14 protein-coding genes are annotated in these 14,071 nt (G+C 46.0%); 10 read left to right on the top strand and 4 right to left on the bottom strand.

Annotated features, from left to right (window positions below; all coding sequences use genetic code 11):
- Positions 1–29 precede the first annotated feature (29 nt).
- The 5 genes from ICN46_RS05905 to ICN46_RS05885 are packed head-to-tail and all read left to right on the top strand — an operon-like array spanning position 30 to position 4,624.
- A complete protein-coding gene (locus ICN46_RS05905) occupies positions 30–206 on the top strand; it encodes a hypothetical protein (RefSeq protein WP_216205930.1) in 177 nt (58 codons plus the stop codon).
- A complete protein-coding gene (locus tag ICN46_RS05900) occupies positions 206–2,404 on the top strand; it encodes a TonB-dependent receptor (RefSeq protein ID WP_216205928.1) in 2,199 nt (732 codons plus the stop codon). The genes ICN46_RS05905 and ICN46_RS05900 overlap by 1 nt, the downstream gene beginning before the upstream one ends.
- Position 2,405: 1 nt before the next feature.
- The gene (locus tag ICN46_RS05895; RefSeq protein ID WP_216205926.1) at positions 2,406–3,665 is read left to right on the top strand and encodes a sialidase family protein; all 1,260 of its coding nucleotides are present in this window, start codon (positions 2,406–2,408) and stop codon (positions 3,663–3,665) included.
- Positions 3,665–4,141 (top strand): TlpA family protein disulfide reductase, encoded by a 477-nt coding sequence (locus ICN46_RS05890; RefSeq protein ID WP_216205923.1) that lies wholly within the window; start codon positions 3,665–3,667, stop codon positions 4,139–4,141. The genes ICN46_RS05895 and ICN46_RS05890 overlap by 1 nt, the downstream gene beginning before the upstream one ends.
- Positions 4,142–4,159: 18 nt before the next feature.
- A complete protein-coding gene (locus tag ICN46_RS05885) occupies positions 4,160–4,624 on the top strand; it encodes a copper chaperone PCu(A)C (RefSeq protein ID WP_216205920.1) in 465 nt (154 codons plus the stop codon).
- A gap of 83 nt (positions 4,625–4,707) precedes the next feature.
- Here ICN46_RS05885 and ilvD read toward each other — a convergent pair whose 3' ends face one another.
- Positions 4,708–6,396 carry a dihydroxy-acid dehydratase gene (gene ilvD / locus ICN46_RS05880; protein ID WP_216205918.1) on the bottom strand — a complete coding sequence of 563 codons (1,689 nt, stop codon included), beginning with the start codon at positions 6,394–6,396 and terminating at the stop codon, positions 4,708–4,710.
- A 241-nt stretch (positions 6,397–6,637) separates the two neighbouring features.
- On the opposite strand from ilvD, the gene ICN46_RS05875 reads away from it, so the two are divergent.
- Together ICN46_RS05875 and ICN46_RS05870 are read left to right on the top strand one after the other, a co-directional pair.
- Entirely contained in the window at positions 6,638–7,267 is a 630-nt protein-coding gene (locus ICN46_RS05875) for a response regulator transcription factor (RefSeq protein ID WP_216205915.1), read from the top strand.
- A 126-nt stretch (positions 7,268–7,393) separates the two neighbouring features.
- Positions 7,394–8,383 carry a helix-turn-helix domain-containing protein gene (locus ICN46_RS05870; protein WP_216205911.1) on the top strand — a complete coding sequence of 330 codons (990 nt, stop codon included), beginning with the start codon at positions 7,394–7,396 and terminating at the stop codon, positions 8,381–8,383.
- Positions 8,384–8,387: 4 nt separating this feature from the next.
- Here the strand turns inward: ICN46_RS05870 and ICN46_RS05865 are convergent, their stop codons facing one another.
- The 3 genes from ICN46_RS05865 to ppa form a co-directional block, all read right to left on the bottom strand.
- Positions 8,388–8,726 carry a P-II family nitrogen regulator gene (locus ICN46_RS05865; protein ID WP_216205908.1) on the bottom strand — a complete coding sequence of 113 codons (339 nt, stop codon included), beginning with the start codon at positions 8,724–8,726 and terminating at the stop codon, positions 8,388–8,390.
- Between the two features lie 85 nt (positions 8,727–8,811).
- Positions 8,812–10,431 (bottom strand): NAD+ synthase, encoded by a 1,620-nt coding sequence (locus ICN46_RS05860; protein ID WP_216205906.1) that lies wholly within the window; start codon positions 10,429–10,431, stop codon positions 8,812–8,814.
- A gap of 21 nt (positions 10,432–10,452) precedes the next feature.
- Positions 10,453–10,992, bottom strand: a complete 540-nt coding sequence (gene ppa, locus ICN46_RS05855) for an inorganic diphosphatase (RefSeq protein WP_216205903.1) — start codon at positions 10,990–10,992, stop codon at positions 10,453–10,455.
- A gap of 171 nt (positions 10,993–11,163) precedes the next feature.
- Here ppa and ICN46_RS05850 point away from each other — a divergent pair, with 171 nt between their 5' ends.
- From ICN46_RS05850 to relB, 3 genes are all read left to right on the top strand, one after another.
- A complete protein-coding gene (locus tag ICN46_RS05850) occupies positions 11,164–13,221 on the top strand; it encodes a sodium-translocating pyrophosphatase (protein ID WP_216205900.1) in 2,058 nt (685 codons plus the stop codon).
- A 104-nt stretch (positions 13,222–13,325) separates the two neighbouring features.
- The gene (locus ICN46_RS05845; protein WP_216205897.1) at positions 13,326–13,604 is read left to right on the top strand and encodes a BrnT family toxin; all 279 of its coding nucleotides are present in this window, start codon (positions 13,326–13,328) and stop codon (positions 13,602–13,604) included.
- The gene (gene relB, locus ICN46_RS05840; RefSeq protein ID WP_216205894.1) at positions 13,582–13,923 is read left to right on the top strand and encodes a type II toxin-antitoxin system RelB family anti-toxin transcriptional regulator; all 342 of its coding nucleotides are present in this window, start codon (positions 13,582–13,584) and stop codon (positions 13,921–13,923) included. Before ICN46_RS05845 ends, relB begins: the two co-directional genes overlap by 23 nt.
- Positions 13,924–14,071 lie beyond the last annotated feature (148 nt).

Here is a 14,071-nt window from a genome sequence, read left to right as displayed (position 1 = left end):
CACGTTGCCGCAATCTTGCTGGAGAAATCATGTTTAGTTTTATACCTGTCACGCGCAGGCTTATGTGCGCATATATGGGCATTGCCTTAGGTCTTGCCGCAGCCATTATCTATATGATTTTTTTGATGGTGCATCTAAATGCTAATTCAGAGTCAATGGTTTTGATTCCCATTGAAGTTGCAGCCGCAGCCAAAGGGGTGAAATAATGAACGCCCCTTTTAAACTCAGACTAGTTTGCTCTACCAGCCTTATCCTGCTTGCATCTCAAGCCGGCGCGCAAAGTGCCACTCCTTCTGATTATGGCCAAAAAATTGGTGATGTTGTGGTCAGTGCTAGTCGTTCGGGAACTGAATTGAAGGATATGACTCAGAATACTTCTGTCATTACGAGGGAGGATTTGGATGATGCACCCGCTCAAACCATTGATCAAGTTCTAAAGAACCAATCTAGCGTATTTTTGAATGATCAGCCGTATTATGAAAAAGATCCTACTGGTCAAAGCCTAAACGTACGTGGGTTGGGCAATCAAAGAACTCTTGTATTAATAGATGGAGTGCCGGCCAATGACGCAATGTATGGAACGGTGCAGTGGAACTTAGTGCCACTATCAGCGATTCAGGATGTGGAATTGATTCGTGGTGGCGTATCCAATCTCTATGGGAATATGGGAATGGGTGGTGTAGTGAATATCACGACAAAACCAATCAGCGATAACAAGGGGGAGATTTCAGCTAGTTATGGCACCTTTAATACTGGTAACGTTGCAGCCTCTAAAGAAATTGCAGTTAATGAGGTGCTCAAACTAAGGGTATCGGCAGACTACTTCAATACCGATGGCTACGTTCAGCAGGCAACAATCTCTCCTGCGACTACATATCCCAATCGCAAGCTTTTAAATGGCTCATGGCAAGCGGCACCACTTGTTCCCGGTATGGGCCCTGAGAGTGCAAAGAGTGCAAATTATCGCTTGCAGGGTGATGTAAAGATAAGTGCTGATACAAATGGATTTTTTAATGTTGGCTATCATACGATGCAAAACTTGACCACAGGTGGTTATGCCTTTGCACCCAAGTCTACCGAAGAGACTACGTTTTCGGCCGGCGTGACCAATCGTTTAAGCGCCGAGGATAAAGTGCAAGCCAATGCGTTTTACGAAAAAACAAGCTTGTGGCAACAAAATGTTACACAAAATTACACCCCTACCACGGGTGCTGTCGGGGTTGTGAGTGGTGCTCCATATATCAGCTCTAACTACAACGACCCTTATTACACCTTGGGCGCTTCTGGTCAATACACAAACAATGTGAAAACCTTGGGGGTTGATCAGCTCATCGCCAGCATTGATGCACGCCAAGTTTCTGCTTCCAATTTCACAAACCAATTGAATGCTTCGGGCGGAAACACTGGCACTGCCTATTCTCAGGGCACTCAAAAGTTCTACGGCTTAATGGCGCAAGCAAAATCTAAGATGGAAGCAATCCCCTTGCAGGCAACTTTGTCAGCTAGGCTTGATCAGTGGAATAGCCAAGTGCCTACTTACTATGTCGCTGGTGCAAATGGCGTTAACCCAACTTATACCAACGCACCCAATCAAACAGTTTATAAATTTAGCCCAAACCTAGGTTTGCTCTATAACGCGACGAGCATATTGGATTTCCGTGCAGCCGCATATCAAGGTTTCCATGCGCCAGGTTTGAATAATCAAATCCGTAGTTACGGATCTGGAACCTCGTTTAGTGCATCAAACCCAAATCTCACGCCAGAAAATATGACAGGCTATGAGATTGGGGCCGATTTACGGTGGAATGCAGGCTTTGTTCAGATTACTGGGTTTAATGCCAATGTAACGAACGCCATTTACGCTGCTACTGCAGGATCTGTAGCTCAGATTCAACAATATTGTGGAACTACCTGCACTGGTGGAACGATCTATGGGAATAACCAATCCTTACAAAGTCGTGGCTTAGAGCTTCAAGGCCATTACGATCTCACTGAAAAGTGGGCTACTGATGCAACTTATACCCATACCAATACCGTTCTAACTTGGACTGGGACAGGTGTGAGCACTACAGCAAATCCTCTTGGCTCACAAATCGGAGGTGTTCCTCAAAATATGGGTACTGCCGGCGTTACTTATAGACCTATAACCAAGACTTCATTAACTGCTTCTGTTCGCTATGTAGGTAATTCATGGATGGATACGCAGCATGCATTGCCTGTACCAGCCTATGCAACAGTGGGCTTGCGTGCCAATTATGAAATGACCCCAGTCACTACTTTATTTTTAAGTGCCGTCAATCTCCTAAATCGTAACTACATTACTTATAGTGCGGCTACCTCACAGTCTAGTTATATCATTGGTCAGCCACAGACCATTACCGTTGGAGCTCGTGTAGTCTTCTAATATGAGCAATTTCAAGCGATCCCATTTAAACCTTTTGAAAGTCAGAGTATTCATTTTTGGTGCCTTTTGCTTGGGTGCGTTTGGACCGATCTGGGCTCAAGTGGATCACTCATCCCACTCCGAGATGAGTGTGCCCAGTAAACCGCCGGCATGCGAAGGCAGTGGACTGGAGTGCGCCAATGCCGCAACACCGTTTGTGATGGCTGATGGCAAGTTGTTATTGGTCTGGACTTCTGGTGGAAAAGTATCTGTCGCTCAGTCAGTGGACTTGGGTAAAACATTTACCACCCCCGTTGTCGTGGCAGAGCATGGCAAGTCTCTTGATACAGGTGGTGATGCTCGCCCTCAAATTGTTTCTGATGCAAAGGGTAATGTATTTATCGCTTATGCTTTTTTTAAAGATAAAAACTGGAATGCCCAAATCAATAAAGCCCTATCTGACGATGGCGGTAAAACTTTTTCAACCCCTAAATCGCTTGTTGCCAATGGCTCTAGTGAACGATTTCCTTCAGTCTTAATGCGTCCAGACGGGGATTTTTTTATTACATGGATTGATAAGCGCTTAATTGCTGACATTAAAAAATCAGGTCAGCAAGCGCTGGGTGGATCGATTGCCTATTCCTTTTCTAGCGATAGTGGAAAAACTTTTTCTCCTGAGAAAATTGCCCATGAGAGTAGTTGCGAATGTTGTAGGATAGGGGTGAGCGTCGATCCAAAAGGAGAAATTGCAATTATCTACAGAGCAATTTTTCCAGGTGGTATTCGTGATCATGCCAGTCAGATTATTTCTTCTAAAGGGCCTGAGCAAGCTAGACGCGTCTCTAAAGACGAGTGGAAAACAGATGCCTGCCCTCACCATGGACCATCAATTGCAGTTTCTGGCTCCGGAAGAATCCATGCTGCTTGGTTTACTCAAGGTAGCGCCCGTACTGGTGTGTTCTATGCTTACTCTAGCAATCAAGGAGCGAGCTACTCCAAGCCGTCTAGGGTGGGCGCTGAAGGTGCAAATGTCTCACGTCCTTACCTTTTAGCTTTGGGCGCTAGGGTTTGGTTAGTCTGGAAAGAGTTTGATGGTATGAAGACTTCGGTATACCTTAAGCAATCTGCTGATGATGGCAATACATGGTCTAAGCCAACCATGATTTCTCAGACGGGGGCTTATTCTGATCACCCTTTATTGGCCAATAAAGGGGGCGAGGTTTATTTATCTTGGCTGACACACGCCGATGGGTACCAATTCATTAAACTAAGCGATAAATGATGAGAAAAATACTATTAAGCCTCCTGATGCTAGTCGCATCATGCACCATATCTTTTGCTGATACAGGTACCCTTAAAGCTTATCAAAGGGGTGACTGGTCTGGATTGGTAAAGTCAGCAGCTGGTCAACCTATTGCCATTCATTTTTGGGGCGTCACATGTGCGCCTTGCGCAAAAGAAATGCCTCTATGGGGCAAGTTTTTATCCCAGGATAAAAATGCCAAGGTGATATTTGTTCAAGTTGATGAGGTGCCTCTTGAGGCAACTAAAAAAATGTTGTCTCAGGCTAGCTTAAGTGCTGCTACAAACTACTATCTCAACACCTCTTTTGATGACTACCTACGCTATGAAATTGATCCACAGTGGCGCGGTGAAACACCGATGACCGTACTTATTGATAAGAATGGCAGGGTAGCTCGTAAGGCTGGTCCAGTAAATTTTATTGAATTAAAGAAGTGGTTTGCTAAAGGTGCTTAATCATTTGAGGAGAGTTAGATGAAGAGAAATATTTTTATATCCATAGTTTCTGTGTGCTCGGTTTTATTGGGTGGTGGCGTTTTTGCCCAAAATGCTAAAGTGGGTGGCCTGCAGATTGAAAATGCATATACACGCGCTACAGTTCCTGGTCAGCAAGTGGCCGGTGGTTTTATGAAGATCGAGAACAAAGGCGCCGCAGATCAGTTGATTTCAGCAAGCTCTCCTGCCGCCGGTGAAGTCCAACTTCATGAGATGGCCATGGAAGGCAATGTTATGAAAATGCGTCAACTAAAAGACATTCCAATGCCTGCTGGCGGCGCTGTTGAATTTAAGCCGGGTGGTTTGCATTTGATGTTCATGAACATTAAGGCGCCTCTAAGTGCTGGCGAGACTATTCCAGTTAAGCTAAAGTTTGCCAAAGCTGGTGAGATTGAAGTGAAGTTTCCAGTCAATGCGATGGGTGCGGGAGTAATGAAGCACTAGTCCTTGCACACTGTCCAGCATAAAAAAGCCCCTAGAGTGAACTAGGGGCTTTTGTTTTCTGCCTTTACTTTGAGCTTAAATGATCAATCTAAATTCAAATCCGTTACGGCACCTTTACTTGCTGTGCTAGCTAAGCGTGCATATTTGGCGAGTAGACCACGGGTGTAGCGTGGCTTTGGTTGCACCCATACTGCCCGACGCTTGGCAATCTCTGCATCACTCACATTGAGTTGAATGAGTAATTTATGGGCATCAATGGTTACTGAGTCACCTTCATGAATCAGGGCAATCACACCGCCTACATAGGCTTCAGGAGCGACGTGCCCAACCACCATACCCCAGGTGCCACCAGAGAAGCGACCATCAGTAATGAGACCTACAGACTCGCCTAGGCCTTGACCTACTAAGGCAGAGGTGGGTGCTAGCATTTCACGCATACCAGGACCGCCCTTGGGGCCTTCGTAGCGAATGACGACCACATCACCATCTTTTATTTTCTGTTCCATGATGGCTTGCATTGCATCATCTTCAGAATCAAAGACGCGAGCTGGACCGGTGATGGATGGATTCTTGAGTCCAGTAATTTTTGCGACGCAACCCTCTGGGGAGATATTGCCTTTCAAAATGGCTAAGTGACCTTGTTGATACATTGGATTATCTAAAGTGCGAATGACCTTCTGATCTGCACGCGGCACCGAAGGAACATCTTTCAAGACCTCTGCAATCGTTTTACCGGTAATAGTCATGCAATCGCCGTGCAAGAGTCCGCCATCCAGCAGTATCTTCATCACTTGTGGAATGCCACCAGCTTGATGCAAATCAGTTGCTAGGTAGGTGCCAGAGGGTTTCATATCAACAATGACAGGAACCTGCTTACGAATACGTTCGAAGTCATCAATCGTCCAATCAATCTCAGCGGCGCTAGTGATGGCGAGGTAATGTAAGACAGCATTAGTAGATCCGCCAACAGCCATGATGACACTTACAGCGTTCTCAATCGATTTTTTGGTAATGATGTCGCGTGGGCGCAGATTATTTTTAATGGCCTCAACTAAAACGCGTGCCGATTCTGCCGCGCTAGCTACTTTTTCTGCATCTTCATTAGCCATCGTTGAGGAGTAGGGCAGGCTCATGCCTAAAGCCTCAAAAGAAGAACTCATCGTATTGGCGGTATACATGCCGCCGCAGGAACCGCTGCCAGGGCAGGCGTGTTGCTCTACCCCCTTGAGGTCCGCTTCGCTCATTCTGCCGGAAGTGAATTCTCCAACCGCTTCAAAAGCGGAAACGATATTGAGATCTTTTCCTTTGAAGTGACCTGGCTTGATGGTGCCACCATAAACATAGATCGCAGGAACATTGGTGCGTGCAATTGCCATCATGCCGCCTGGCATATTTTTATCGCAACCACCGATCACGACAACACCATCTTGCCAAAGACCATTCACGCAAGTCTCGATACTGTCAGCGATAACTTCACGAGAAACGAGGGAGTACTTCATACCTTCGGTGCCCATGCCAATACCATCGGACACAGTTGGTGTACCAAACATTTGCGCCTTGGCGCCAGCTTCTTCAAGGGCTGTAACAGCCGCATCTGTTAATTTTTGTAGACCACTATTGCAAGGGGTGATGGTGGAGTGCCCATTAGCAACGCCAACCATCGGTTTTGTGAAATCCTTTTCTTGGTAGCCCATCGCGTAATACATTGACCGGTTTGGTGCGCGAGCAACTCCCTCGGTGACATTACGTGAGCGTTCGTTAAGGCGTTTCATGCAGTAATTACTCCAAATAAAGGATTTATTGAAAGGCTCTATTGTGCCGTGAGAAAGGGGTTGTTGTACCTCAACTAGATCAATGAGCAGGCCCTTTATATATTGCACTGCAATATATAGCTAAGTAAAAAATGCCTATTGCTTTGATATTAATAGGTAAATATTAGCTACAAGGCTAATATCCTTCAAAAAACAACTGCAGTACATTGGCACATCTATTAATTTTTTATCTTTGCATTCCATGACTAAATCTAGCGGCCATATCTATTTGATTGATGATGATGAATCGATGCGGACTTCATTAACCAGGATGTTGCGTGAAGTCGGCTATATGGTCGAAGACTACTCATCCGCACTCATTTTCCTAGAGAAATCTATACCAGTCTCACCGGCTGTGATCTTGCTTGATATGCAGATGCCAGATATGACCGGGCTCGATCTTCAAGAAAAATTGCTGCAATTGGGGCGTAAAACACCAATTGTGTTTGTGAGCGGCCAAAGTCACCCCCATCAAATAGTCAAAGGCTTAAAAAAGGGCGCATTGGATTTTCTGTTCAAACCCTTTAACTTAGAAGACTTGCTCAAGGCGGTTGCAGAGGCAATTGATTTTGATCGACGCCAACTTAAGCGTATTTCCCAAGATGTAGAAACTAAAAAAGACTATGCAAGCCTCACTCCACGAGAGAAGGAGGTATGCATGTGGCTTGTGCAGGGCCTTCTGAATAAAGATATTGCCGTAAAGCTGGGGACGACTGATGCGACGATCAAGGTTCACAAAGCAAGGGTGATGGACAAAATGCATGCTGACTCATTGCAAACGCTGGTTAAAAAATTTCTTGAGTCTGATTTGGGCGATTTGACAACGAATTAGTAGCCAATTAGCTCAAAAGCCAATTGGAGCGATGTAAGTTAAGCACTAATATCGTTATTTGTATTAGTATTTCAGAGAAAGTAGCAAGCTCCAATTCGGATTGGTGATATTTTTTGAGGCAAACAAGTGAATTCGAAAACTAAGCAACCCGAGATTCGAAATGGAGCCTTCTTAAAGGCCAGGGAAAAGCTTGGTTTAAGTGTGCAGGATTTGGCTGGGCAAGCATGTCTGTCAGCACGACAAATAGAGCAAATTGAAAATGGCGAAATGAGCTCCTTCTATGGCGCCCAAATTAAGTTAACTGCTGCAAAAAAAGTGGCAAAGCTTTTAGGGCTCAGTGAAGAAGATGCATTCAATCACGGCGAAGTTGTCGAACTCAAAAAAGAAATCGCTGCGATACCAGAAGAGCCTAAAAAATTAGTGGTGGCGGAGACAAAACAAAACCAAGAGCCAGAGCAAAAACAAAACATCAAAGTAACTCCAGTAAAGGCGGCCTTTACTTTTTCTGCTCTTGGGGCATCGAACCTAAAACAGCCTCCAAAGAAGCGCCTCTTTATTTGGCTCAGTTTGATTGCGGTAGTAGTGTTTTCTGTTGTGAACTTGCGCCCACTTTTTTTCCCCGAAAAGCCAGAAGAAATTATTGTTGTTAAAGAGGAAATTGTTGAGCAACCTATTGCCGATGCAAAAGTTTCTGAGACCGTTCCCGCTCCTACCTCAGCGCCTGTCATAGCCGCTGCCCCTGTGCCAGCCCTGGTGACCAATGATGTTCCTGCAAATACAGAGGCTTGCCCCGTAGCAGATGCAATAGTGCCAAGTTACAAACCTTTGTCACCTAGAAAGCCAGCTGATCTGGTCTATGTGCAGTCCAAAACAAAGCAGGTCGTTTGCGTAGTGGATGCTTCAGGTAAGACTCAAAATAAAACAATCGATCCCAATTTGGGGGCATCTTTTTATGGAACTCCACCCTTTAAGGTTTTGAGCTCAGGGCTCGCCCAAGTGGATGTCTATTTTCAGGGGGCTAAAGTGCGCCCTGCAAACTTAGATGGTAAAACCATTTTGTTGGAGGCGGGTGACATCAGTCAGCCCGCGGCCCCTACGGATTCTGGGTTCCGCTAAATTCTTAAACAGCTGATTCGTTGGTTTCCCCGGTACGAATGCGGATAGCCTGTTCAATTGGACTAACGAAAATCTTGCCGTCACCAATTTTTCCAGTGTGAGCAGCTTTTGTAATCGCTTCAATAGCAGCATCCACTAGATTGCCAGGCACGACCACTTCTACTTTGACCTTAGGCAAAAAGTCAACCACATACTCTGCACCGCGATAGAGCTCTGTATGACCTTTTTGACGTCCAAAGCCTTTGACTTCGGTTACGGTAAGGCCGGTAACGCCTACTGCAGCCAAAGCCTCGCGAACTTCATCCAGCTTGAATGGTTTAATGATTGATGTAATGAGTTTCATTTATTCCCCCTAATACAGTAATCATACCTAGAACTAGCCCAGTTACCAATAGAAGGTATCTGAAATCTCTCTTTGAAGGGTGCATTTAGGCTCTAAATTGAGAGGTAATGGGGTAGCGCCAATCGCGACCAAAGGCGCGTGTAGTCACCCTGACGCCCGGTGGCGCTTGGCGACGCTTATATTCGTTAAGCTTAATAAGGCGAGTGACCTTTTCAACGCTTTCGGGATTAAAGCCAGCAGCAATAATTTGCTCAATCGATTGATTCTGCTCCATATAGCGCTCAACAATACCATCGAGCACCTCATAAGAGGGCAGGCTATCTTGGTCTTTTTGATCGGGGCGTAATTCAGCGGATGGAGCACGCGTCAGAATGCGTTCCGGAATAATGGGGGCGATGCTATTGCGATAGGCGCACAAGCGATAGACCAGCGTTTTGGCAATATCTTTAATTACCGCAAAACCGCCCGCCATATCGCCATAAAGGGTGCAGTAACCAACGGCCATTTCACTTTTGTTGCCAGTGGTTAGTACCATGCGCCCTGTTTTATTGGAGAGCGCCATGAGTAAGGTGCCGCGCACACGTGCCTGAATATTTTCTTCGGTAGCATCGACCTTTAGACCTTGAAATTGCTCTGCAAGAGCCGTTTCAAGAGCATCGACCGGTTCGCTAATCGCAATTTCATCGTATTGAACATTTAAGTTCTTAGCCATCTCGCGCGCATCAATCCAAGAGATATCAGCGGTGTAGCGTGAGGGCATCATAATGGCGCGGACTTTATCTGCACCCAGTGCATCGACGGCAATAGCTAGCACCAATGCTGAATCGACGCCACCGGATAAGCCAATGATCACGCCGGGAAATTTATTTTTTTGTACATAGTCACGCACGCCCAAAACTAAGGCTTGATAGGCCTGAGCCTCAACACTTTGTGGTGGAGTAATGATCGATTTTTCTAAATCACCGGCACCGTCAATGCTGACAAAGCCGAGACTAGTTTCAAATTGCGGCATCGCCATTACTAGCTCGCCTTGGGAATCTAATGCAAATGACCCGCCATCAAAGACTAATTCGTCCTGACCGCCAACGGCATTCACATAGATTAGCGGCATTTTGGTGAGTGCAATATGTTGGCGCAAGACTTCAATGCGCAAGGCTTCCTTTTTTAGATGGTAAGGGGAGGCATTGGGCACAAGCAATACTTGAGCGCCCGCACTGTGAGCTTGTTTAGCAGGGCCAGCATGCCATGCATCCTCACAAAGAATAAGCCCATATTGAATACCATCACATTCAAAGACGCAGGCTTGCTTGCCGGGAACGAAATAGCGAACTTCGTCAAAGACTTCGTGATTGGGCAACTCTTGTTTTGCATACCCCGCAATCACTTTGCCGTCACGCAAGACGGAAGCAAAATTTTGCAAACCTACTGATGTTTTTTTGGGGTGACCCACAATGATCGTAAGACCTGGAAAGCTCGCCAGCTCGACCATCAATTTATCGAGTTGTTGTTGAGCCGCTTCAATAAAAGCAGGCCGCAGCAATAAATCCTCTGGAGGATAGCCGGTGAGCGAGAGCTCTGGTGTTAATACGAGTTTTGCGCCCTGCTTAAATGCTTCTGCTGATGCTTCGAGAATGAGCTGGGCGTTACCAGCCAAATCACCCAGCAATGGGTTGATTTGGGCTAGGGCAATTTTGTGCGAGCTCACTCCTAATGACAAAGCCTTTATTTATTTCTGAAACTCTTTGTTGTAGCGCTCGATACCTTCTAGGATTTCTGCATGAGCATCTGCAACGCCACCCCAGCCTGCTACCTTTACCCACTTACCTGGTTCGAGATCTTTGTAATGTTCGAAGAAATGTTGAATTTGATTTAAGCGTAATGGGTTGATATCTTCTGGTTTTTGCCAATGCGTATAGATAGGCAAAATCTTGTCTTCTGGAACAGCCAGTAATTTTGCATCTTGTCCGGCTTCATCTTCCATCTTGAGAAGGCCAATGGCGCGGCAACTGACGACCACGCCTGGAATGAGTGGGAATGGGGTGATCACGAGCACATCCACTGGATCTCCATCGCCGGCAATGGTCTTATTAATATAGCCATAATTACAGGGATAGTGCATTGCAGTGCCCATGAATCGGTCAACGAAAATAGCGCCACTTTCTTTATCTACTTCATATTTGATGGGATCCGCATTCATGGGGATTTCAATAATGACGTTAAAGCTCTCAGGGATTTTCTTACCTGGTTTGACGTTGTCAAGACTCATACTTACTCCGATGGTGATTAGTAGATACCCTGATCTTCATGGGGGCTCAGGGTAGTGATTCTGCTACATACTTGTAATGCTTATTCGCTCTAGTTTAAAGCTTTCGGGAACCAGATCTGCATAGGCGCTAGAAACAAAACATTAAAAAATCAAATTTTAGGGAGTTCAAGCATGAGTAATGTCACTTTAGGCTTGTATTTTGCCTTGGCTTGCGGTGTCCTGGCTGTGATTTATGGCTTTGTGATGCGCGGTTGGATTTTGAGGCAAGATGCAGGCAACGCCAAGATGCAAGAAATTGCAGGGGCGATTCAGCAGGGGGCAGCGGCTTATTTATCGCGCCAATATAAAACGATCGCTATTGTCGGTGTAGTTCTGACAATCCTAATTGCCTTATTTTTGGACTATGCGACTGCGCTTGGGTTTGTGGTTGGCTCGGTACTGTCTGGGGCATGTGGCTTTATTGGGATGAATGTCTCCGTGAAGGCAAACGTTCGAACCGCGCAGGCCGCTACCAAAGGGATGAATGAGGCTTTAAACGTTGCCTTTAAGGGCGGGGCCATTACTGGGATGTTGGTTGTCGGTCTTGGATTGCTTGGTGTCGGACTCTTCTTTATGTTCTTGGTGTCGATTGGTGCAGGAGGGGATCTCTCTTCAGTGCTTCACCCATTGATTGGTTTAGCTTTTGGTTCCTCGCTCATTTCAATCTTTGCTCGTTTAGGTGGTGGTATCTTTACCAAAGGCGCTGACGTTGGTGCTGACTTGGTCGGCAAGGTTGAGGCCGGCATTCCGGAGGATGACCCACGCAACCCAGCTGTGATCGCTGATAACGTTGGCGATAATGTCGGCGACTGCGCAGGCATGGCAGCAGACTTATTTGAGACATACGCTGTGACTTTGATCGCCACCATGGTGCTAGGCACATTAATGGTGACAGGTGCACCGGTGGCTGCAATTGTTTATCCATTGGTCTTGGGTGGCGTATCCATTATTGCCTCCATCATTGGCTGCTCATTCGTGAAAGCAACGCCTGGCATGAAGAATGTGATGCCAGCTTTGTACAAAGGTTTGATTGTTGCTGGCGTACTTTCTCTCATCGCCTTTTACTTTGTCACTAACTTCATCATGCCTGACGATGCTTTGGGCATTCCTGGCAGTCAGTGGCGTTTGTTTGGTGCAACGGTTGTTGGTTTGGTCCTGACTGCGGCATTGGTATGGATTACCGAGTACTACACCGGTACCCAGTTCAAGCCAGTGCAGCACATTGCTGAAGCGTCCACCAAAGGTCACGGTACTAACATCATTGCTGGTTTAGGCATTTCGATGAAATCGACTGCTTATCCAGTCGTATTTGTTTGCGCTGCTATTTATGCGGCTTATTGGTTAGCTGGCATCTACGGCATTGCGATTGCAGCAACGGCGATGTTATCGATGGCTGGTATTGTTGTTGCACTCGATGCTTACGGTCCGATTACCGATAACGCAGGTGGTATCGCAGAGATGGCTGGATTGCCACAATCTGTTCGGGATATTACGGATCCTTTGGATGCAGTTGGTAATACCACTAAGGCTGTGACTAAAGGCTATGCTATTGGCTCAGCTGGTTTAGCGGCCCTAGTGCTTTTCGCTGACTACACTCATGCACTGGAGTCTATCGGCCAACAAGTTTCTTTTGATCTGTCCAATCACATGGTAATCATTGGTCTCTTTCTTGGCGGTATGATTCCATACTTGTTTGGTGCCATGGCAATGGAGGCGGTAGGTCGTTGTGCTGGTGCGGTAGTTGAGGAAGTGCGTCGCCAGTTCCGTGAGATTCCTGGAATCATGGAAGGCACATCTAAGCCAGAGTACGGCAAAGCTGTTGATATGCTGACTTCCGCTGCCATTAAAGAGATGATCATTCCTTCACTCTTACCGGTGGTTGCGCCAATTGCTGTGGGTCTCTTATTGGGACCCGCTGCCTTGGGTGGCTTACTCATGGGCACTATCGTGACTGGCTTATTTGTAGCGATCTCGATGTGTACCGGTGGTGGTGCTTGGGATAACGCCAAGAAATATATCGAAGAAGGCAATTTCGGCGGTAAAGGTTCTGAAGCGCATAAAGCAGCAGTAACTGGCGATACTGTAGGCGACCCCTACAAAGATACTGCCGGACCAGCTGTTAACCCACTCATTAAGATTATCAACATCGTCGCATTGTTGATCGTGCCATTGTTGCCAATGGTGCGTTAATGTAATAACAGAGCAGCAAAAACCAAAAGCGCCTAGCATTGCTAGGCGTTTTTTTTGAATTTCAGGCTTGACACAAGGTAGTTCAATGACCTACCATTGAAGTAATGGAATTTGAATGGGATTTGGCTAAAAGTAACTCATGCCTAGTCTCTCGAAATTTTGATTTTGCATATGTGATAGCAGTTTTTGCAGATCCAGCGTTATTAATTGAGCATGATCAGCGCTGGGATTACGGAGAGGAGCGCTTTCAAGCGTTGGGATTAATTGACGGTAAGGTTTTTGTGGCGATTTTTACAAAAAGGCCTAAAGCAATCAGAATTATTTCAGCAAGGAGAGGAAATCTGAGGGAGGTCAAGCGTTATGAAAAAAACCATTCGAGTTAGTGTTGATCTAAATAATCTGCGTAGCTTTCCAAGGGGACATGTAAATAAGAAGCTATTGGATGCAACATCAGAGCGTCTAATAAAGTTGCATGAGAGGCAAGACGATCTAGAGGCAATGCAGGATGCTGCAAAGTACGCAAAGGGTGTACGAGAGCGTATTGGATTGTCGCAACTGGAGTTTTCGAACCGAATTGAAGTTTCTTTGGAAACCATCAGAAATTGGGAGCAAGGGAAAAGAAGTCCAACGGGTGCCGCCAAAGCATTACTTAAGATACTGGATCGGGCGCCTGAGATTGCTTTGCTTGCATTAGGCAACTAAAAGTAAAACACCTAGCCATGCTGAACTGACCCACAAAAGTTGGACACCCAATCCAACTCAACAGGGTCAGTCTCATGTCCAAATACAGCAAAGAGTTCAAGCTAGTAGTCATTGAGCATTACCTCTCCGGTAGGGGTGGTTTTAAAAC

Origin of the sequence: Polynucleobacter sp. Latsch14-2, from assembly GCF_018881925.1 — a bacterium.
In the GTDB taxonomy this organism is placed as follows: domain Bacteria; phylum Pseudomonadota; class Gammaproteobacteria; order Burkholderiales; family Burkholderiaceae; genus Polynucleobacter.
Note: the sequence above shows the minus strand (reverse complement) of the source record. Positions and strands in the feature narration are given on the sequence as shown.

Excerpts from the sequence above, each read along its gene's own strand:
- relB (WP_216205894.1), top strand. The coding sequence starts at position 13,582 with ATGAAAAAAACCATTCGAGTTAGTGTTGATCTAAATAATCTGCGTAGC.
- ICN46_RS05865 (WP_216205908.1), bottom strand. The coding sequence starts at position 8,726 with ATGAAACTCATTACATCAATCATTAAACCATTCAAGCTGGATGAAGTT.
- ICN46_RS05875 (WP_216205915.1), top strand. The coding sequence starts at position 6,638 with ATGACTAAATCTAGCGGCCATATCTATTTGATTGATGATGATGAATCG.
- ICN46_RS05905 (WP_216205930.1), top strand. The coding sequence starts at position 30 with ATGTTTAGTTTTATACCTGTCACGCGCAGGCTTATGTGCGCATATATG.
- ICN46_RS05845 (WP_216205897.1), top strand. The coding sequence starts at position 13,326 with ATGGAATTTGAATGGGATTTGGCTAAAAGTAACTCATGCCTAGTCTCT.
- ilvD (WP_216205918.1), bottom strand. The coding sequence starts at position 6,396 with ATGAAACGCCTTAACGAACGCTCACGTAATGTCACCGAGGGAGTTGCT.
- ppa (WP_216205903.1), bottom strand. The coding sequence starts at position 10,992 with ATGAGTCTTGACAACGTCAAACCAGGTAAGAAAATCCCTGAGAGCTTT.
- ICN46_RS05890 (WP_216205923.1), top strand. The coding sequence starts at position 3,665 with ATGAGAAAAATACTATTAAGCCTCCTGATGCTAGTCGCATCATGCACC.
- ICN46_RS05850 (WP_216205900.1), top strand. The coding sequence starts at position 11,164 with ATGAGTAATGTCACTTTAGGCTTGTATTTTGCCTTGGCTTGCGGTGTC.
- ICN46_RS05885 (WP_216205920.1), top strand. The coding sequence starts at position 4,160 with ATGAAGAGAAATATTTTTATATCCATAGTTTCTGTGTGCTCGGTTTTA.
- ICN46_RS05900 (WP_216205928.1), top strand. The coding sequence starts at position 206 with ATGAACGCCCCTTTTAAACTCAGACTAGTTTGCTCTACCAGCCTTATC.
- ICN46_RS05895 (WP_216205926.1), top strand. The coding sequence starts at position 2,406 with ATGAGCAATTTCAAGCGATCCCATTTAAACCTTTTGAAAGTCAGAGTA.